The organism is Streptomyces sodiiphilus, from assembly GCF_039529215.1.
GTDB lineage: Bacteria > Actinomycetota > Actinomycetes > Streptomycetales > Streptomycetaceae > Streptomyces > Streptomyces sodiiphilus.
Window position 1 is genome coordinate 40529 of the sequence record NZ_BAAAMJ010000010.1, and the last position, 20233, is coordinate 60761.

A 20233-nucleotide genomic window follows, 5' to 3' on the forward strand; every position below is an offset into this window, starting at 1 on the left:
ACGCTTCCGGTCCACCGGGAGCCTAGAGGGCGGAGGGCCGAAGGTCATGCCCTCGGAGCGGACCTCCGGCGGCACACCCGCCCCCGATTTTGCGGGAACACGACAAAGTTTCTGCGAACTCCCCACAAATGCACTGCACTTCCGTAGGATGACCGGTCATCCTGTCCCGGAATCCGAACAAGGATGCCCATGTCACTCTCTCCCCGCCCCTCGTCGGCCTCACCCGGCATGAGACGCACGGCGCGCGTCACCCTCGCCGCGGGCCTGGTGGCCGCCGTGGCCATGGCCGGCGCGACCCCGGCCCTCGCCGACGACGCCCCCCGCACCATGGTGGACAAGCCGCTGGACGAGAAGTTCTCCACGGCCGACGCCACCCTGCTGGCCGAGGCCCAGCTCCGCGGTGACACCCACGTCACGATGATGATCGCCGCCGAGCCGGGCGCGACCGAGGACGTCTCGGCCGGACTCGAGTCCGTCGAGGGCACCTCGGTCGGCTACGCGGAGGACGCCGTCGGCTACCTCCGCGTCACCGTGCCGACCGGCAAGGCCGAAGCCGCCATCGACCGGGCCCGCGCGATGTCCTCGGTGCACGCCATCGACCTCAACGAGGAGATACCGCTCCCCGACCCGGTCCCCGAGGCCCGCGGCGCCGCGGGCAAGGCCGGCAGCTACCCCGGCCCCGGCCCCGACACCCCGGCGGCCAACCCCTACCAGCCGTCGCACGAGATCGGCGCCGTCGACTTCGTCCGGAAGAACCCGAAGTTCGACGGCCGCGGGGTGACCATCGGCGTGCTGGACACCGGCGTGGACCTCGCCCACCCGGCGCTCCAGGAGACCACCACCGGCGAACGCAAAATCGTCGACTCGGTCACCGCCACCGACCCGATCATCGACAGCGACCTCACCTGGCGGCCCATGGTCACCGAGGTCTCGGGCGAGGTCTTCACCTACAACGGGCGCGAGTACAAGGCCCCCGAGGGCGACTACCTGATCAGCCTGTTCCGGGAGAGCGCCACCGCCGGCGGCGAGATGAACGGCGACCTGGACCGGGACGGGGCGACCACCTCCAGCTGGGCCGTGCTCTACGACCCCGAGGCCGGCACCGTCACGCTCGACCTGGACGACGACGGCGACTTCCGCAACGACACCCCGATGAAGCCGTACAAGGAGAACTTCGACGTCGGCTACTTCGGCGAGGACGACCCCGACACCGAGATCGCCGAGAGCATCCCGTTCGTCGTGGAGATCCGCAAGGACGTCCCCATGGATCCCTACGGTGGCTCCTGGGTCGGCGAGACCGCCGACTTCGTCAACATCGGCATCGTCAGCAACCGTCACGGCACGCACGTCGCCGGGATCACCGCCGCCCACGGCCTGTTCGGCGGCAAGATGAACGGAGCGGCCCCCGGCGCGCAGATCGTCTCCTCCCGCGCCTGCGCCTGGAGCGGCGGCTGCACCTACACCGCCCTCACCGAGGGCATGATCGACCTGGTGGTCAACCGCGGCGTCGACATCGTCAACATGTCGATCGGCGGCCTGCCCGCGCTGAACGACGGCAACAACGCCCGGGCACGGCTCTACACCGAGCTGATCGACACCTACGGAGTCCAGCTGGTCATCTCCGCCGGTAACAGCGGCCCCGGGGCCAACACCGTGGGCGACCCGTCCGTGGCCGACAAGGTGGTCAGCGTCGGCGCGGCCGTCTCGAAGGAGACGTGGGCGGCCAACTACGGCTCGCAGGTGAAGAAGGCCTACAACATGTTCCCGTTCTCCTCCCGCGGCCCGCGGGCGGACGGCGGCTTCAAGCCCACCATCTCCGGTCCGGGCGCCTCCATCAACACCATCCCGACCTGGCAGCCCGGCAGCTCGGTCCCCGACGCCGGCTACGGCCTGCCGCCCGGCTACGGCATGCTGCAGGGCACCTCGATGTCCTCGCCGCAGGTCGCGGGCGCCTCGGCACTGCTGCTCTCCGCGGCGGGGCAGCGCGGCATCGACCTGACCCCGGCCGATCTGCGCACCGCGCTGACCAGCTCCGCGAAGACCATCAGGAACGTGCAGGCGTACGAGCAGGGCGCCGGCCTGATGGACACCCCGGCCGCCTGGAAGCTCATCGCCAAGCGCGCCACCGCCCACGAGTACACCGTGTCGGCTCCGGTCAGCCACGACCTGTCGGAGAACCTGCGGACACCGCACACCGGCACCGGCATCTACGACCGGGAGAGCGCCCCGGCCGTGGGTGAGAAGAAGGCCTACGAGGTCACCGTGACCCGCACCTCCGGCCCGAAGGGCTCGGTCAGCCACAAGCTGCGCCTGGTCAACAACCACGGCAAGACCTTCAGGATCGCGGGCAGGTCCGTCGTCAAGCTGCCGCTGGGCAAGCCCGTGACGGTCACCGTCGAGGCCGCCCCGCGCACCGCCGGTATCCACAGCGCGATCCTGACCATCGACGACCCCCGCACCAAGGGCACCGACGCCCAGATGCTGGCGACCGTCATCAGCGCGGACGAACTGGCCGCCCCCGACTACACGGTGGCCAACTCCGGAACCGCCGAGCGCAACGACCCGACGTCCTACTTCGTGAAGGTCCCCGAGGGCACCAAGTCCCTGGAGATCGCCATGAGCGGACTGGCCGAGGGCAGCCAGACCCGCTGGGTCGCCATCAACCCCTGGGGCATCCCGGCCGACTCCACCTCGGCCATCAACTGCTACCCCAACTTCGACAACCCGGCCAACCCCTGCCCGCCGGGCCTGCGTTCCTACCAGGACCCGATCCCGGGCGTCTGGGAGATCGAGGTCGAGGCACGCCGCACCTCGCCGATGCTGAAGAACCCCTACACCGTCACGGCCACCGCGCTGGGCACCAGCTTCGACCCCGGGACGCAGGTCGTCGAGGAGGCCGAACTGGGCACCCCCACCACGGTGACCTGGGAGGTCAGCAACGACTTCGCCGGCATCCAGGGGTCCTTCGAGGGCGGTGACCTCGGCTCGGCCGTCGTCGAACGTCCCACCATCGCCGACGGCGAGTGGACCAGCCACGAGGTGGAGCTCCCCGCCAACGTCTCGCGGTTCGACCTGTCCCTGAGCTCCCCCGCGGACAGCGCGGCGGATCTGGACCTGTACGTCTACCACGACGGCGTACTGGTCGGCAGCTCCACCCGCGGCGACTCCGAGGAGAACGTCTCGCTGGCCGACCCGGCGCCGGGCGTCTACACCGTCGAGGTGCACGGCTACTCGGTGCCGGCCGGCACCACCGAGTACGACTACCGGGACAGCTTCATCAGCCCGGACCTCGGCCGCATCAGCCTGGACGAGGACGGCACGATCGATCTGCCCAGCGGCGCCACCGCCTCGGTCGACGCGGAGGTGCTGGTCACCGGTGCGGCGCCCGAGGGCCGCGAGTTCTTCGGTGAGGTGCGCCTGCTCAACGAGCGCGGCACCCCCACCGGGACCGGTGGCATCCGCATCGAGCGGGTGGTCACTCCCTGACCGGCTGACCGGTAGCACCACGGTCCCGGGGGCCTGAGGCGGCGGTTGCCGCCCCAGGCCCCCGGGCATTGCGGCCGGGACCGGGTCTCAGCGCGTGGGTCCTGAGAAGCGCACCATGTTGCCGGAAGGGTCCCGGAAGGCGCAGTCGCGCACCCCGTAGGGCTGCGTCACCGGCTCCTGCATCACTTCGGCGCCCGCGGCGCGGACCTTCTCGAAGAGGGCGTCGCAGTCGTCGGTGGCGAAGATGACACCGCTGAGCGACCCCTTCGCCAGCAGTCCCCGCAGGGTATCCCGGTCCTCCTCCCCGCGGCCCATCCCCACCGCCTCGAGAACGATCTCCACCCCGGGCTGCGAGGGCGGGCCGACCGTCAGCCAGCGGACCCCCTCGAAGGGGATGTCGGCGCGCACCTCCATGCCGAGGACATCGCGGTAGAAGGCCAGTGCCTCGGCCTGGTCGTGCACCTGGACGAATGTGTGGGAAAGCGTGAGGTTCATGTCCTGGACGCTACGCCGGGCGGGCCCGCCGGCGCTTCTCCGATCCTGCTCGGTGTGCGGGCGGGCCGGGTGACCGCCCGCACCCAGCACCCGGGCACCCCCGCGGCCCGGTGCGCGCGTGCCCGGTAGGCGCTCGGGCTCTCCCCGACGATCCGGGTGAACCGGGAACTGAAGGACCCCAGCGAGGTGCAGCCGACCGCCACGCACACCTCGGTGACGGTGAGGTCCCCCCGCCGCAGCAGGGCCTTCGCCCGCTCGATCCGGCGCGTCATCAGATAGCCGTAGGGCGTCTCCCCGTAGGCGGCACGGAACGCGCGGGAGAAGTGCGCGGGCGACATCAGCGCCGCCCGGGCCAGTGCGGGGACATCGAGCGCCCGGGTGTACTCGCGGTCCATCAGGTCGCGCGCCCGGCGCAGGTGGGAGAGGTTCTCTGGGCTCACCGGACCAGCGTTCCACGCCGGACCGACAGCGGAGAGCCCCCGGGACCACCGCCTCCCGGGCGTCGCGGCCCCGGCCGTGGAAGGATGGCCGGCGGGGCATCCCGCGATGTGAGACAGCACCACCGACAGACAACCGAGACATGAACGACACATGAGGGAGAACACCACGTGCCTGGCACGAATCTGACCCGGGAAGAGGCGCAGGAACGGGCGCGGCTCCTGACCGTGGAGTCGTACGACATCGCCCTGGACCTCTCCGGAGCACAGGAGGGGGGCACCTTCCGTTCCGAGACCACCGTGCGCTTCACGGCCCGGGAGACCGGGGCGGGCTTCATCGACCTGATCGCCCCTGCGGTGCACGAGGTCGTCCTCAACGGCGAGCCGCTCAAGCCCGCCGAGGTCTTCGCCGATTCGCGGATCGCCCTGCCGGCGCTGGCCGAGGGCGGCAACGAACTGCGTGTGGTCGCCGACTGCGCGTACACCAACACCGGCGAGGGCCTGCACCGGTTCGTCGACCCGGTGGACCAGCAGGCCTACCTCTACACCCAGTTCGAGGTGCCCGACGCCCGGCGGGTGTTCGCCTGCTTCGAGCAGCCGGACCTCAAGGCGCAGTTCCGGTTCACGGTGACCGCCCCGGCGGGCTGGACCGTCATCTCCAACTCCCCCACCCCGCAGCCGCGCGACAACGTCTGGAGCTTCGAGCCGACCCCCCGGATCTCCAGCTACATCACCGCGCTGATCGCCGGGCCCTACCACTCGGTGCACAGCTCCTGGGAGAAGGACGGGCGGACGGTGCCGCTGGGCATCTACTGCCGGCCCTCGCTGGCCGAACACCTGGACTCCGAGGCGATCTTCGCGGTCACCCGGCAGGGCTTCGACTGGTTCGAGGAGAAGTTCGACTACCCCTACCCGTTCGCCAAGTACGACCAGCTCTTCGTGCCGGAGTTCAACGCCGGCGCGATGGAGAACGCCGGCGCGGTGACCATCCGCGACCAGTACGTCTTCCGGTCCAAGGTGACGGACGCGGCGTACGAGATGCGCGCCGAGACCATCCTGCACGAGCTCGCCCACATGTGGTTCGGCGACCTGGTCACCATGGAGTGGTGGAACGACCTGTGGCTGAACGAGTCGTTCGCCACCTACACCTCCATCGCCTGCCAGGCGTACGCCCCGGGAAGCCGCTGGCCGCACGCCTGGACGAGCTTCGCCAACCAGATGAAGACCTGGGCCTACCGGCAGGACCAGCTTCCCTCCACCCACCCGATCATGGCCGAGATCCGTGATCTGGAGGACGTGCTGGTCAACTTCGACGGCATCACCTACGCCAAGGGCGCCTCGGTGCTCAAGCAGCTGGTCGCCTACGTCGGCGAGGACGAGTTCTTCCGCGGCGTGCAGGCGTACTTCAAGCGCCACGAGTGGGGCAACACCCGGCTGGCCGACCTGCTGGGCGCCCTGGAGGAGACCAGCGGCCGGGATCTGACCGCCTGGTCGAAGGCGTGGCTGGAGACCGCCGGGATCAACCTGCTGCGGCCGGAGATCAGCACCGACGGCTCGGGCACCATCACGTCGTTCGCGGTGCGCCAGGAGGCCCCCGCGCTGCCGGCCGGCGCCACCGGCGAGCCGACGCTGCGCCCGCACCGGATCGCCATCGGCCTGTACGGGCTCCAGGGCGGCAAGCTGGTCCGCACCGACCGGATCGAACTGGACGTCGACGGCGAGCGCACCGAGGTACCCGCGCTCACCGGCCGGGAGCGTCCGGCGGTGATCCTGCTCAACGACGACGACCTGTCCTACGCCAAGGTCCGGCTGGACGCCGACTCCCTCGCCGCGGTGACCCGGCACCTGGGCGACTTCACCGAGTCGCTGCCGCGCGCGCTGTGCTGGGCCTCCGCCTGGGACATGACCCGCGACGGCGAGCTGGCCACCCGGGACTACCTGGAGCTGGTCCTGGCGGGCATCGGCAAGGAGTCGGACATCGGCGTCGTGCAGTCCCTGCACCGCCAGGTGAAGCTGGCCCTGGACCTGTACGCCGCGCCCTCCTGGCGCGAGACGGGCCTGGCGAAGTGGACCGGGGCGACGCTGGAGCAGCTGCGGGCCGCCGAGCCGGGCAGCGACCACCAGCTCGCGTGGGCCCGGGCCTTCGCCGCCACGGCACGCACCGATGCCCAGCTGGACCTGCTCGCGGGTCTGCTGGACGGCGGCGAGACGATCGACGGACTGACCGTGGACACCGAGCTGCGCTGGGCGCTGCTCCAGCGGCTGGCCGCGACCGGGCGGGCGGACGACGCGGCGATCGACGCGGAGCTGAAGCGGGACGCGACGTCGGCGGGTGAGCGGCACGCGGCCACCGCGCGGGCGGCCCGGCCCACCCAGGAGGCCAAGGCCGCGGCCTGGGCCTCGGTCGTGGAGAGCGACAAGCTGCCCAACGCCGTGCAGGAGGCGGTGATCGGCGGTTTCGTGCAGACCGACCAGCGGGAACTGCTGCGGCCCTACGCGGAGAAGTACTTCCGGGCGCTGAAGGGCGTGTGGGAGTCGCGCAGCCACGAGATGGCCCAGCAGATCGCGGTGGGCCTCTACCCGTCGCTGCAGATCTCGGCCGGGACGCTGGAGGCGACGGACGCCTGGCTGGAGGAGGCCGAGCCGAGCGCGGCGCTGCGTCGGCTGGTCACGGAGTCCCGTGCCGGGGTGGAGCGGGCGCTGAACGCCCAGGCCGCGGACGCGGCGGCCGGCTGATCCGGGGTTCGCGGGCGGGCGGGGCGGCCGGTGCCGTCCCGCCCCCGGCGGCCCCGCTGCCCCCGGCCGCGGCCCCGGGCGGGGCGCCGCACGGGGGCGCCGGCGTCAGGCGTCGGTGCGGGCCTTCTTCTCACCCAGGACGACGAGCCCGGCGATCACCACGAACAGCAGGATCGGGGCGAAGACGAAGAGGCTGAGCGTCTCGAAGATGCTCAGGCCGGGACCGGGGTCGTCGCCGTCGTCGCGGACGAGGGCGTGGGCGGCCGGGGAGGACATCAGCAGCAGCATCGCCGTGCCGAGCGTGACCGCTCCGGCACGCGCCGCGCTCTTCGGGTTCTTGTTCAGCACGGCACCACATTAACCAACGTCCCGGACGGCTCCGCGCCCGGGGCGCATGTCCCGGGAAACCGCGTCCACCAGGCGGGCGAGGCGGCCGTCGGCGGCCAGTTCCTCCAGCGCGACGGGCCGGCCGCCTCCGTCGGCCAGCGGCAGCCGCCAGTTGGGGTACTCCCGGCAGGTGCCGGGGACGTTCTGCGGGCGGGTGTCACCGACCGCGTCGGGCAGCCAGATCCCCACCATCGTGGCGGGCGTGCGGGCCAGGAACCGGTAGGCCGCGGTGATCTGCTGCTGCGGAGTGGACCAGCGCGGCAGCAGGCCCAGGCGCAGGAACAGCGCCAGCCAGCGGTCGACCTCCGCCCGGGCCGCCACCCGCTCGGCCTCCGGGGCCCCCGGCAGCAGCCCGAGCCGCCCGCGAAGCTCCACGTCCGCGCCGCTGAGGCGGGCCGCGGTGGGCGGCAGGTCGTGCGTGGTGACGGTCGCCAGGCAGCCGGCCCGCCACTCCTGGGGCCGCAGCGGCCCGGCGATCTCCCTCACGCCGTCCGGCCCGTCATCCATCCCGTCCGGCGGCGTGGCGTCACCGTCCCGGCCTTCTCCGGCTGCCGCGGGCTGCGGCCGGTCCCGCTCGAACCACAGCACCGAGGTGCCCAGCACGCCGCGGGCCGCCAGCTCCTCGCGCACGCCCGGCTCCACCGTACCCAGGTCCTCCCCCACCACCGCGGCCCCGGCCCGGTGGGCCTCCAGCGCCAGCACACCGAGCAGGGCGCGGGAGTCGTACCGCACGTAGGTGCCCGCGCGCGGCTCGGCGCCCTCGGGGATCCACCAGAGCCGGAACAGGCTCATCACATGATCGATGCGCAGCGCTCCGCTGTGGCGGAGCAGCCCGGACACCAGCCCGGCGAACGGCTCGTAGCCGGCGGCGGCCAGGGCGTCGGGGCGCCAGGGCGGCAGCCCCCAGTCCTGGCCCTTGGCGTTGAACGCGTCCGGCGGGGCGCCCGCGGACATGCCGGTGGCCAGCACGCGCTGCTGGGCCCAGGAGTCCGAGCCGTGCGGATGCACCCCGACGGCCAGGTCGTGCACCAGGCCCACCGCCATGCCGGCCTCGCGGGCGGCGCGCTGGGCGCCGGCGAGCTGCTCGTCGGTGAGCCAGGCGAGCCAGCAGTGGAAGTCCACCCGCTCCAGGTGGTCCGCCCGCGCCCGGGCGGTGCCGGAGGAACGGGGGTCGCGCAGCGGCGCCGGCCAGGTGCGCCAGTCGGGACCGTGCAGCTCGGCCAGTGCGCACCAGGTCGCGTGGTCCTCCAGGGCCTGTCCCTGCTCGGCGAGGTAGGCGCAGAACCGGGCTCGTCGTCCCGGCCCGGGCACCACGTTCCGCATCTGCTCCAGCGCCTGCCGCTTGAGGTCCCAGACCGCGTCGCGGTCGATGGCCGCGCCCCGGTGCAGCACCGCGTGGCGCAGTGCGGCGGCCCGCCGCAGCAGCGGTTCGACGCGCTGCCGGGCGGCGGGCCCCAGATACGCGTACTCGGGGACGTCCTCCACCCGCAGATGGACCGGGTCGGGGAAGCGCCGGGAGCCGGGCCGGTAGGGGGACGGGTCGGTGGCCTCGCCCGGGGCACCGGGGACGGCCGCGTGCAGGGGGTTGAGCTGGAGGAATCCGGTGCCCAGGGTGTGTCCGGCCCAGCCGGCCAGTTCGGCGAGATCGGCCAGGTCGCCCATGCCCCAGGAGCGGGCGGACAGCAGACTGTAGAGCTGCAGGAGCAGGCCGTGACTGCGGTGGCGGGGAGCGGGCACCCGCTCGGGGGCGACCACGAGGGTGGCGCGCCCGGTGCGGCCGCCGGGGGCGCGGGCGTCCAGGACGTGCCGTCCCGGTGGCAGGGGCGGCGGACGCGCCGCCGGGTCCCAGTCCAGCTCGCGGCCGTCCTCGGTGCGGACCCGCAGGACGGTGCCCTCGGGCAGTCCGGGGGCGGGCGCAAGAGGCCAGACGACCGTGGGCGGCAGCAGTCCTGCCGCATCGCGGCTCTCCCGGTGGCGTTCCAGGGCGTCGCTGACGGCCCGCGGCGTGGAGGCGTCCACGCCCAGAGCGGAGAGCACGGCCACCACCGTGTCCGGCTCGACCTCGACACACCGGCCGGGTGCGGGCCGGTAGGAGGTCGCGACGCCGTGCGCAGCGGCCAGCTGCGACAGCCCGCCCATCAGTACTCGACGGCCTCCGCGCCGCTGCGCGCGTCGGTGTACAGGCCGCTGCCGGTCGGTTCCGAGGTCAGCGGCAGCTCGGCGGCCAGCGGCTTCTCGGACGTGAGGGGGGTGGTGTCGGCGAGCGGGGGCTCACTGGTCAGCGGGGCCGCGGGGCCGCCGCTGGAGCTGACGCCCTCCAGCCCGGAGTCGGGGTGGGACAGGTCGGAGAGGTCGAGCTCGCCGGTGTCGTCCCACAGCTCCGGGACGTCCTGTTTGAGGGGTTCGCCGTCTTCGGGTTTGTCCATCTGGGTGGGCATGGCGATGAGGACAGGGGTATCCCAGGCGGTGGTGGCTGCGGCCACGTCGTGTCTCCGTTCGGTGAAGGAAGCGAACACCTTACTGCTTTACCCAGTAGACGCCAGGGCATCCATCCCTGTCACGGGAAGGTGGCTGACCTCACCCGGCTGCGGGCGCAAGAATTGCGCGGCGCGGCGCGCCGGCCAGGCACATCTTGCGGCGTCACGGGGGCCACGCGCAGCGGTCCACCGGGAGGGCCGTGCCTCCCGGCGCCTTCAGGCCGGCTCCTTCAGGAGGCGGAGGCGTGGCTGCCCTCTATCCGGGCGAGCGCGTCGTCGGCGCCGTACGGCTGGAGGTAGGGCAGCCAGCGCGGGTCGCGGTGACCGGTGCCGATGATCCGCCAGGCCAGCCCGGAGGGCGGACCGGGAACGTGCCGCAGCCGCCAGCCGAGCTCGGCCACGTGCCGGTCGGCCTTCACATGGTTGCAGCGGCGGCAGGCGGCGACGACGTTCTCCCAGGCGTGCTGGCCGCCGCGGCTGCGGGGGATGACGTGGTCCACGCTGGTGGCCACCCCGCCGCAGTAGGCGCAGCGGCCGCCGTCGCGGGCGAACAGGGCCCGGCGGGTCAGCGGCACGGCGCTGCGGTGCGGCACCCGCACGAAGCGCTTGAGCCGTACCACGCTGGGCGCCGGTATGGCGCGCGCCGCGCTGCGCATGAGCGCCCCGGAATCCTCCAGGCTGACGGCCTTGTCGTTCAGCAGCAGGATGAGTGCGCGGCGGACCGGTACGACGCCGAGCGGCTCGTACGAGGCGTTGAGGACCAGGACGTGCGGCACGGTGCCCTCCAGTTCCGTCGGCGGCGCGTGGCTCGCGCCGGGACGATCTCCCACAGTGTGTCCCGGCTGTGGCCCGTGGCGCCACCACGAACGCGAAATGGGTCGCGCGCCACATGCCTGTCACCTTCCTCTTCTCCCCCGTCCGGCGGACGATCTCCCTCGAACACCCGGATTACCGTGGACGGGTGAACGTCGATACGCCGGGAAGCGCCGCCGAGGCCGCGCGGGCTGGGTGGAGGAGAACGGGGAGGCGTGGCCGGCGGCCGGGCTGCGCATCGCGCTGATCGTGGTCATCGCCATGACCTTGCGGGCGGTGGTCCGCCGGGCGATCACCCGGCTGACAGCCAGGGCGGGCCGCGCGGACCGCTCCGGCGGCTCCCGCTGCGGCTTGCGCGTGAACGCCGAGCGGCGACGGCAGCGTTCGGCGGCCGGATCCGGCGGCGGGCGGCCCGGGAACCGGTGAGGGGGCGGGGTGCCGTGCCGCCGTTCTTGTGCGGCGCGCGGGCCTCGAACATGATGTGGCCATGCCTGCCGCCCCCGGTGTCCTGATCCGCCCCTACCGGGCCGCGGACCGGGCCGCCCTGTACGACATCTGCCTGCGCACCGGGCTGGCCGGGGGTGACGCCTCCGGCCATTACGAGGACCCCGATCTGCTGCCGAGCCTGTTCGCCGGGCCGTACGCGGCGCTCGACCCGGAGCTGGTCTTCGTCGCCGACAGCGGTGAGCGTCCGATCGGCTACATCGTGGGCACCGCCGACAGCGTGGCCTACTACGAGGCGTTCCGCCGGCACTGGCTGCCGGCCCTGACCGGGCGGTTCCCGGAGCCGTCGGGTCCGCCCCGCACCCCGGACGAGGAGATGCGGTCGCTGCTGCACCACCCGGAGCGGATGCTGGTCCCGGAGATCGCCGAGCGGTACCCCGCCCATCTGCACATCGACCTGCTGCCCGAGGGGCAGGGGCGGGGGCTGGGCACACGGCTGATGCACACCTTCTGGGGCGCGCTGCGGGAACGGGGGGTGCCCGGGGTGCATCTGGGGATGAGCCCGGAGAACACCCGCGCCCGGCTGTTCTACGACCGGCTGGGCTTCACGGAGCTGCTGCCCGTCTCCGAGGACAGTCCGACGGTCTACCTGGGCCGGCTGCTGTGAGAGCGGGGGCGCGCCGGCTCAGAAGGGCCGCCCCGGACGGCTCCAGGTGCGCAGGGCCATCGTCCGGCCCCTGATCTCCCGGATGACCGGCTCGTCGTCGGTGAGCCGGTATCCGACCGCCCGGGCCACCGCATTGCTCGGCGTGTTCTCCTCCTCGATCCGCAGTACGAGCCGCTCGGGGGCGAACTCCCGGCGCGCGTAGTCGGTCATCACCCGCAGCGCCGCGGTGGCGAGCCCCTGCCGGCGGCTGCGGGCCCCGATGCTGTAGCCGAGCTCGATGTCCCGGCCCTCCTCGTCCTCGGGGCTGCGGAACAGCACGATCTCGCCGTGCGGTTCCTCGCCGTCCTTGGTGACGGCCAGCTGGATGCCCAGGCCCTCCGAGCGGGAGGCGCGGACCTTGGCGAGGTGCTCTCGGGCGGCGTCCCGGTCGAACGGCGAGCTGAGCGCCGTCCAGTGGGCGACCTCGGGGTCGTCGAACAGCTCGACCATGGCGGTGAGGTCTCCGCTGGTCCACTCGCGCAGCACGACGCCCTCGCCGGCGAGCCGGAGACCGGCGGGCAGTGCGGGCAGTGCGGAGGGCTGGGATATGCCGGACATGGCGCTGATACTGCCACGTCTGTGCCCGGGGAGCGATTCAGCGGACCGGCGGACTTTTGCGCCGGCCGCCCGTCCTCCTCCCCGCTCCGGTCAGCCGATCCGCTCGCGGATCCAGACCCCCGCCTCCTTGAGCACCCCGGTGCCCGTCCACCGGTCACCGGAGCAGGTGCCCTCGCGGAACACCGCGCCCGAGCGCCAGTCGTCGGAGAAGTTCCAGTTGATCCAGCTGATCTTCTTCTCGGCCATCAGGTCCAGGTAGCGCTGGGCCGTGGCGAAGTCGTTCGCGCCCTCGCCCGAGTAGTCCTGGGTGCCGAACTCGGTGACGAACACCGGGATGCTGTCGGCGGCCCGGGAGAGCGTCTCCAGGTAGGGCTCGCGGTGCGAGGCTGCGTAGAAGTGGAAGGTGTACATGATGTTGTCCGCATCGACCGGGTCGGCCAGGATCTCCCGCTCGTCGCTGCCCTCGGAGACTCCCAGCGAGGACCAGGCGCGGGTGCCGACCAGGACGACCGCGTCGGGGTCACCGGCCCGGACGACGGGGATGACCTCCTCCGCGTAGCTCTTGACCGCCTGCCAGCCGACGCCGTTGGGTTCGTTGGCGATCTCGTACAGCAGGTTGTCCTGGTGGCCGTGGCGCGCGGTGATGTCCCGGAAGAACCGCTTGGCGCGCTCGGTGTTGTGGTTCGGGTCCCCCGGGGAGAGCTGGTGCCAGTCGACGACGACGTACAGGCCGCGCTCGGTGGCCTGGTCGATGATGCGGCCGGCGATGTCGGTGAAGCGCTCGGGGTCGGTCTCGTAGCCGCCCTCCTGGACGTAGGTGGACACTCGCAGGACGTCGGCTCCCCAGTCGCCGGCCAGCGCGTCGAGCGACCCCTCGGTGACGCAGTGGGCGTACCACTGGGTGCCGTGGGTGCTCATGCCCCGCAACTGGACCTCCTCGCCGTTCTCGTCGCACAGGCGGGTGCCGCAGACCTCCAGACGGCCGTGCTCCTGGAACGGGGTGAGAGCCTGCGGGGCTTGGTCGCCGGTGCCGGCCGCGGCGAGCGTCCCGGCCGCCATCAGTCCGCCTGCCGCCAGGAGCCCGGCCAGCGGGGCCAGCAGCCTGGTGCGGAGGGAGCGCCGCCGGTGCCGGCCGTGTGATGAGCTCATGTCGTCCTCTTCTCTGCCCGGAACATGACATTTCCGGCGGGTGGGGGGAAGCGTGAACCGTGGGGGGTGAGCGGCGGCGAACTTAGAGTGAACATGGCGCAAAGGTCAAGACCAGCGGCCGGAACCCGGGGCGAACCGGCACGGACCGGACCGGAACGCGCGGCCCCCGGCCGGATACGGGACCCCGGTGGAGCGCCGGCCGGGCCGTGTCCCGGTACCGGCCGCCCGCGAGGGCTGTGGCGAGCCGGTACCGGGACGGCATACTGCTGACCGGAGCGAGACCCGGGGGGAGGGTGCGGACAGGTGACACATCCACCGGCCGTGCCGCAGGAACCGTCACCGCCCCGGCCCCGCGCGCCGGACGCCGGGCCGGTGCCCGCCTGGCGGGAACAGGCCCGTCTGCTGCGCGCCGCGGCCGGCACCGAGCCGGGGCGGCTGCGCGTTCTCGGCGCCGCCCTCGCCGGGCTGGTCCTGCTGTTCGGGGCCGTGACCTCATGGGAGATCTCCGTGCGGCACTCCGCCGCGCACACCGCGCTGGAGAGCAGCCAGCCGCTGAGCGCCGACGCGGCCGCCGTCTACCGCTCGCTCGCCGACGCCAACACCAGCGCCGCCGCCGGCTTCCTGGCCGACGGGGAGGACGGTGCCGAGCTGCGCGCCCGCTACGCCGACGACATCGCCAACGCCTCGGAGCTCCTCACCCACGCCGCCGCGCACAGCGACGGCTCGCCCAGGGCCCAGCACCACATACGGGTCCTCGCCGAGGAACTCCCGGTCTACACCGGCCTGGTGGAGGCCGCCCGGGCAAACGAGCGGCAGGGGCTCCCGCTGGGCAGCGCCTATCTGCGGTACGCGGACACCCGCATGCAGGAGGTGCTGCTCCCCGCCGCCGAGGCCCTCTACCGTCTGGAGCACTCCTCGTTCCATTCCGACACCCGGCTGGCGGGCGGCCGCCCATGGCTCTCCGGCGGCCTCGGCGTCCTCGTCCTCGGGGCGCTCGGATGGGCCCAGGTCCGGCACTTCCGCCGTACCAACCGGGTGTTCAGCCCGGGCCTGCTGGCGGCGGGCACCGCGACCGCCGTGCTGCTGGGCTGGCTGGCGGGCGCCCACCTGCTGGCCCGGTCCGCCCTCGACGAGGCCGAACGCACCGGCGCGCGCTCGCTGGAGGTGCTCCACGAGGCCAGGTCCGAGGCCCTGAAGGCCCGGGGTACCGAGAACATGCTGCTGGTGTCGCGTGGCGCGGACAACGACTTCGAGCAGCGCTTCGAGCGCGGGATGGACCGGCTGGCCGGCCGGATCCCCGACGCCCCCGGAGGCCTGCTGGACCGTGCCGTCCGGCTGGCCGACGACGAGGCCGGCCGGCGGCCCCTGGAGAGGGCCGTCGCGGACGCCGCCGCCTGGCGCGCGCGGCACGCCGAGGCGATCGCCCGGGAGCTCGCCGGCGATCACGAGGCCGCCGTCGCCCTCGTGATCGGCGAGGAGGGCTCGGCCGGCCTCTTCGACCGCATCGACGAGAATCTGGAGCAGGCCGTGGAACACGAGCAGCGGCAGTTCGAGCGGGCCGCCGAGCGGGGCCGTGACCGGCTGGCCGGGCTCTCCGGCGGCATCGTCGTCCTCACCCTGGCGGGCATGGCGGGTGTGCTGACCGGGATCGGCCGCCGACTGTCGGAGTACCGGTGAGAAGGCCGGCGCACTCCCTCGGGGGAGAACCGGTGAACGGAACCGGACGGACCCCACCGGCCGGCCGGACCGCCCTGGCGGCTCTCGCCCTCGTGGCCGCCCTCCTGGCCGTCCCGGCCGGGACGGCCACCGGCGCCGGGCAGTCCTCACCGGCCGCCGCGCCCGGGGTCCCGGAGACCTTCCGCCCCGCCTCCCCACTGCCCGTCCCGACCGCCCCGGAACGGGAGACCTGTGCCGACGGCAGCGACCCGGCGGCCGGGCTGCGGCCCTCCGGCGAGGCGGGACCGGCCGTCCGGCGCATCCAGGAACGCGGACGTCTGGTCGTCGGGGTCGACCAGAACAGCTATCTGTGGGGCTTCCGGGCGCCCGGCAGCGGAGAGATCACCGGCTTCGACATCGATCTGGTGCGGGCGGTCGCCGAGGACCTGCTGGGCGAGCGGCCCACCGTGGTCTACCGGGCCGTGCCCACCGCCGAACGCATACCGCGGATACTGGACGGCACCCTCGACATGGTGGTGCGCACCATGTCCGTCACCTGTGAACGGCGCGAGCACATCGCCTTCTCCACCGCCTACTTCGAGGCCGGGCAGCAGATGCTCGCACCGCACGGCTCCCCCGTCACCGGCTGGGACGCGAGCCTGCGGGACGCCCGGGTGTGCGCGGCCCGCGGCTCCACCGCGGCGGACCTGCTGGCCGCCGAGAGCCACGGAGCCGCCACGGTACTGGTCCCGCACCAGCTCGACTGCCTGGTGCGGGTCCAGCTCGGCGAGGCCGACGCGGTGATGACCGACAACGCCCTGGCGGCCGGCCAGGCGGCCCAGGACCCGGCGATGCGTCTGGTCGGCGAGCCGGTCACGGTGGAGCCCTACGCCATCGCGATGCACCCGGACGACGAGGACCTCATCCGCCGGGTCAACCGGGTGCTGGAGGAGTTCCGCGGCGACGGCGGACCCGGCAGCCCGTGGCGGGACTCCTACGACCGCTGGCTCGCCGGCCACCTGGGGGACCGGTCCCCGCGGCCGCCCGGACCGGTCTACCGGGACTGAGCTCTCGTACCGCCGGACGCGGGGAAGAGATCTGCGAGAGGGTGTGACAGCAACCGACCGGCCGCGCCAGCGGCCGCACACGGAGAGGGGAGCGCGATGGCCGCCCCGGATTCCGGCGGGCACGTACTGAGCCGGGAGGAGGCCGACCGTGAACTGGCGCGGCTCGGCACCGAGCACGAGGCGATCGAGTCCTCCCTGCTCGCACTCCAGGACCACGCGGGGCGCCGGCTCCTGGAGGGCACCGCGCTGTCCGGTACGACCCGCGAACGGTGGGCCGGCGCCGAGCGGACGGTGTCCCGGCTGTGGACGTACTACGAGATCTGCACCGAGACCCTGGAGACCGCCAGGCAGCTGCGCGACCGCCGCCGCTCCCCCGGGCGCCAGGAACTGCTCCAGCTGACCATGCTGCTGACCGGGCGGAACCTGCCGCTCCCCGAGGAGGACGGGACGGCCGCGCGGGTGGGCTGGCAGGAACTGGTCGGCCGCATCAACGCCGGCTACGCGGAGGTGCTCGCCGTGGTGATCGCCGCCGACACCGTGTGGTCGGCACTGCCGGCCCGGATAGACCTGCTCTCGGCCGAGCTGCGGCGGCTCAGCGGGCTGGCCCGGTCCGCGGGGGTGCGCCCGGGGGAGCACCCGGCCGGGGACGAGCTGCGGCGCGTCACCGGCGAGCTGACCGCGCTGCGCGCCGAGGTCATCGCCGACCCGCTGGCCTTCTGGGTGCCGGACGGCGGCAGCAGCGCACCCGGCGGCGGACGGCCCGACACGACGCGCTACGACCGGGCGGCCCGTGCCCTGGACGACATCCGGCGCGAGGTGGAGGCCGTGCTCGGGGTCCGCAGGGACGCCGAGGAGCGGCTGATGCGGCTGCGCGATCTGCTGTCGCGGGCCGACCGCACCCTCGCCGAGGCCCGGCTGGCCCGCGGGGAGGTGCTGGCCAAGATCGCCGCCTCGGAGGTGCCGGCGGTCGGCGGACCTCCCGGGGAGCTCCAGGAACAGCTGACCGCGGCGGCCGAGTACCGGCGCCGCGCCCAGTGGCACCGGCTGAGTCCGCTGCTGGAATCCCTGGAGGTGCGGGCCGAGGAGGAGCTGGAACGCGCCCGGGCCTCGCTGTCGGCGGTCACCACACCGCTGGCCGTCCGGGCGGAGCTGCGCGGCCGGCTGGACGCCTGCCGCGCCCGGGTCGCCCGGCTGGGCCGGGACGGCGAGCCGCTGCTGGCGGAGCGGTACGCGGCCGCCCGCCGTCTGCTGTGGAGCGCGCCGTGCGACCTGCGGGCGGCGGAGCGGGCGGTGCTGCGCTACCGGCAGGCGGCGGCAGAGGTCCTGGTCCCTCATCAGGCGGCCGGTCCCCCGGCCGCCCGCGAAGGCGGCGACAGGAGGAGCACGTGAGCGGGGCGGAGTCCTCGGGTCCGTGCCGGCGGCGCGGCTGCACCGGCCGGTACCGGGACGACGGCGGGGACCGGCTGTTCTGCGACACCTGCGGCGCGGCACCGGCGCTGTCCCGGCGGGGCGTACTCGGACCGGTCGCCACCGAGGTGACACGCCCGGGCCTGCCGCCGTCCCCGCGGCCCGGACCCGGCCACTCCGTCCCCGCGGCATACCGGCGCGCGCCGCTGGGCCGTTCCCGCTCGGCCGCCGGTTCGTCCCGGTCCCGGCTGGGGGCCGGGCTGGTGACGGTGCCACCGGTGCCGCGGCCCGACCCGCTGGCCGCGGTGATGGAGCGGCCCGAGGTCCCCGAACGCAAGAGGTTCTGCGGCAACAGCGGGTGTGCCGCGCCGGTGGGCCGCCGCCGCGAGGGGCGGCCGGGCTCCGCCGAGGGCAGGTGCGAGCGCTGCGGCCACCCGTATTCCTTCCTGCCCAAGCTGGCCCCCGGGGACCTGGTGCACGGGCAGTACGAGATCGCCGGCTGCCTGGCCCATGGCGGGATGGGCTGGGTCTACCTCGCCGTGGACAGGGCCGTCGCCGACCGCTGGGTGGTGCTCAAGGGCCTGCTGGACACCGGCGACGAGGATGCCATGCTGGCGGCGATCTCCGAGCGGCGCTTCCTCGCGGAGATCGAGCACCCGACCATCGTGCGGATCTACAACTTCGTCGAGCACCCGGACCCGCGCACCGGCTCCCTGGACGGCTACATCGTCATGGAGTACGTCGGCGGCAGATCGCTGCGGGAGATCGCCAACGCGCGGCACGCGCCGGGTGGGCACCGCGACCCGCTGCCGGTGGACCAGGCGTGCGCCTACGGCCTGGAGATCCTGGACGCGCTCGGCCACCTGCACAGCCGGCACCTGCTGTACTGCGACTTCAAGGCGGACAACGCGATCCAGCAGGGCGACCGGCTCAAGCTGATCGACATGGGCGCGGTGCGGCGCATGGACGACGAGGTCTCCGCGGTCTACGGGACGGCCGGCTACCAGGCCCCCGAGGTGCCCGAGGACGGCCCGTCCGTCGCCTCGGACCTGTACACGGTGGCCCGCACCCTGGCGCTGCTGACCTTCGACTTCCAGGGCTTCACCACGGTGTACGCCGACAGTCTCCCGGACCCGGAGACGGTGGAGGTGTTCCGCGCCCACGAGTCCTTCTACCGGCTCCTGGTGCGGGCCACCGACCCGGAGCCGGCCCGGCGGTTCTCCTCCGCCGAGGAGATGGCCGAGCAGCTGACCGGGGTGCTGCGGGAGGTCGTCGCGCTGCGGACCGGGATCGCCCAGCCCGCGCTGTCCCGGCTGTTCGGGCCGGAACGGACCGTGGTGGACACCGGCGTACTGCCCCGGGCGGGCCGGGACGTGTCGGTGCTCGGGGCCCGGGCCGGCTCACGGCGCGCGGCGGCCCGCCCCCGCCCGGCCTCCGCCCTGGTACCGCCGGCCGCGCCGCGCACGGTCCGGCTCGACGCCCGGCGGTCGGCGGTGGCACTGCCGGTGCCCCTCCCCGATCCGGACGATCCGAACGCCGCGTTCCTCGCCGGCCTGACCGGAGCCGCCCCCGGGACCGTGCTCGCCGCGCTGAAGGCCGCTCCGGCGGACTCCCTCGAACTGCGGCTGCGCCGGCTGCGGGCCCTGCTGGAGGCTCCGGAGCAGCGCGTGCACCGGGCCCTGGATGCGCTGGAGGAACTGGAGGAGCACCACCGGGAGGACTGGCGGGTGGTCTGGCACCAGGGGCTGGTCTCGCTGGCGCGCGGGTTCGCGGAGGCGGCGGCCGCCTCCTTCGACGCCGTCCATGACGCGCTGCCCGGCGAGGTGGCGCCGAAGCTGGCACTGGGCGTGTGCGCGGAGGTGGAGGGCCGGCTGGAGGAGGCAGCCCGCTACTACGCGATCGTGTGGGCCACCGACCCCGGGCAGGTCGGTGCCGGGTTCGGGCTGGCCCGGGTCCGGCTGGCGGCCGGCGACCGGGAAGGGGCCGTCGCCGCGCTGGAATCGGTGCCGCGCACCTCCGCGCACTGCGCGGCGGCCCGGATCGCCGCGGTGCGGGCCCGGCTGCGGCAGCGGCCGGCGACCGACCCGCTGCTGCCCGTCCTGCGGGCCGCCGCGCGCCAGGTCGAGGAGCTCAGGGCGGACGGTCTGGAACCGGCGCCCGGGGAACAACTGTCCTGTGAGGTGCTGGGTGCCGCGCTGGACTGGGTACTTGCCGGACGGGCCGGGCAGACGCACCCGCCGCCTCCCGGGGGACCGGCCCGGGAGCATCTGCTGGGCCACCGGCTGGACGAGGAGGGGATCAGGCTGGGACTGGAACGCTCCTTCCGCCGGCTGGCCCGGCTCACTCCGAGCAAGAAAGAACGGATCGATCTGGTGGAGGCGGCCAACCGCTTCCGCCCCAGGACTTGGGTGTGAC

16 protein-coding genes are annotated in these 20233 nt (G+C 73.8%); 8 read left to right on the forward strand and 8 right to left on the reverse strand.

What is annotated here, in order from left to right; all coding sequences use genetic code 11:
* The first annotated feature begins 189 nt into the window (after window positions 1-189).
* A complete protein-coding gene (locus tag ABD299_RS05520; RefSeq protein WP_344259351.1) occupies window positions 190-3486 on the forward strand; it encodes a S8 family serine peptidase in 3297 nt (1098 codons plus the stop codon).
* 87 nt (window positions 3487-3573) lie between these two features.
* On the opposite strand, the gene ABD299_RS05525 is transcribed toward ABD299_RS05520, so the two are convergent.
* On the reverse strand, window positions 3574-3981 hold the full coding sequence (locus ABD299_RS05525; protein WP_344259352.1) for a VOC family protein: 408 nt from the start codon (window positions 3979-3981) through the stop codon (window positions 3574-3576).
* Complete coding sequence (locus ABD299_RS05530; protein ID WP_344259354.1) at window positions 3978-4421, reverse strand: helix-turn-helix transcriptional regulator; 444 nt, start codon at window positions 4419-4421, stop codon at window positions 3978-3980. Before ABD299_RS05530 ends, ABD299_RS05525 begins: the two co-directional genes overlap by 4 nt.
* Window positions 4422-4589: 168 nt before the next feature.
* On the opposite strand from ABD299_RS05530, the gene pepN reads away from it, so the two are divergent.
* Entirely contained in the window at window positions 4590-7154 is a 2565-nt protein-coding gene (gene pepN / locus ABD299_RS05535; protein ID WP_344259355.1) for an aminopeptidase N, read from the forward strand.
* 105 nt (window positions 7155-7259) lie between these two features.
* On the opposite strand, the gene ABD299_RS05540 is transcribed toward pepN, so the two are convergent.
* The 4 genes from ABD299_RS05540 to ABD299_RS05555 all read right to left on the reverse strand — a co-directional run bounded on the left by ABD299_RS05540 (window position 7260) and on the right by ABD299_RS05555 (window position 10794).
* Window positions 7260-7442 (reverse strand): hypothetical protein, encoded by a 183-nt coding sequence (locus ABD299_RS05540; RefSeq protein WP_486388907.1) that lies wholly within the window; start codon window positions 7440-7442, stop codon window positions 7260-7262.
* Window positions 7443-7511: 69 nt separating this feature from the next.
* Window positions 7512-9680 carry a 4-alpha-glucanotransferase gene (gene malQ, locus ABD299_RS05545; RefSeq protein ID WP_344259359.1) on the reverse strand — a complete coding sequence of 723 codons (2169 nt, stop codon included), beginning with the start codon at window positions 9678-9680 and terminating at the stop codon, window positions 7512-7514.
* Complete coding sequence (locus tag ABD299_RS05550) at window positions 9680-9979, reverse strand: hypothetical protein (protein ID WP_425581274.1); 300 nt, start codon at window positions 9977-9979, stop codon at window positions 9680-9682. Before ABD299_RS05550 ends, malQ begins: the two co-directional genes overlap by 1 nt.
* A gap of 269 nt (window positions 9980-10248) precedes the next feature.
* Window positions 10249-10794 carry an HNH endonuclease gene (locus ABD299_RS05555; RefSeq protein ID WP_344259803.1) on the reverse strand — a complete coding sequence of 182 codons (546 nt, stop codon included), beginning with the start codon at window positions 10792-10794 and terminating at the stop codon, window positions 10249-10251.
* A 232-nt stretch (window positions 10795-11026) separates the two neighbouring features.
* Here ABD299_RS05555 and ABD299_RS05560 point away from each other — a divergent pair, with 232 nt between their 5' ends.
* Window positions 11027-11257, forward strand: coding sequence for a hypothetical protein (locus tag ABD299_RS05560; RefSeq protein ID WP_344259363.1), 231 nt, complete (start codon window positions 11027-11029; stop codon window positions 11255-11257).
* A 61-nt stretch (window positions 11258-11318) separates the two neighbouring features.
* Window positions 11319-11942 (forward strand): GNAT family N-acetyltransferase, encoded by a 624-nt coding sequence (locus tag ABD299_RS05565; protein ID WP_344259365.1) that lies wholly within the window; start codon window positions 11319-11321, stop codon window positions 11940-11942.
* An 18-nt stretch (window positions 11943-11960) separates the two neighbouring features.
* Here ABD299_RS05565 and ABD299_RS05570 read toward each other — a convergent pair whose 3' ends face one another.
* Window positions 11961-12539, reverse strand: a complete 579-nt coding sequence (locus ABD299_RS05570) for a GNAT family N-acetyltransferase (protein WP_344259367.1) — start codon at window positions 12537-12539, stop codon at window positions 11961-11963.
* A gap of 90 nt (window positions 12540-12629) precedes the next feature.
* Complete coding sequence (locus ABD299_RS05575) at window positions 12630-13688, reverse strand: glycoside hydrolase family 5 protein (protein WP_425581257.1); 1059 nt, start codon at window positions 13686-13688, stop codon at window positions 12630-12632.
* A 303-nt stretch (window positions 13689-13991) separates the two neighbouring features.
* Between ABD299_RS05575 and ABD299_RS05580 the strand changes: the two genes are divergently transcribed.
* The 4 genes from ABD299_RS05580 (at window position 13992) to ABD299_RS05595 (ending at window position 20232) form a co-directional block, all read left to right on the forward strand.
* A complete protein-coding gene (locus ABD299_RS05580; protein ID WP_344259369.1) occupies window positions 13992-15365 on the forward strand; it encodes a hypothetical protein in 1374 nt (457 codons plus the stop codon).
* A gap of 32 nt (window positions 15366-15397) precedes the next feature.
* Entirely contained in the window at window positions 15398-16411 is a 1014-nt protein-coding gene (locus ABD299_RS05585) for a glutamate ABC transporter substrate-binding protein (protein ID WP_344259371.1), read from the forward strand.
* Between the two features lie 96 nt (window positions 16412-16507).
* Window positions 16508-17800 (forward strand): coiled-coil domain-containing protein, encoded by a 1293-nt coding sequence (locus tag ABD299_RS05590; RefSeq protein ID WP_344259372.1) that lies wholly within the window; start codon window positions 16508-16510, stop codon window positions 17798-17800.
* A complete protein-coding gene (locus ABD299_RS05595) occupies window positions 17797-20232 on the forward strand; it encodes a serine/threonine-protein kinase (protein ID WP_344259373.1) in 2436 nt (811 codons plus the stop codon). Before ABD299_RS05590 ends, ABD299_RS05595 begins: the two co-directional genes overlap by 4 nt.
* Window position 20233: the final 1 nt, after the last annotated feature.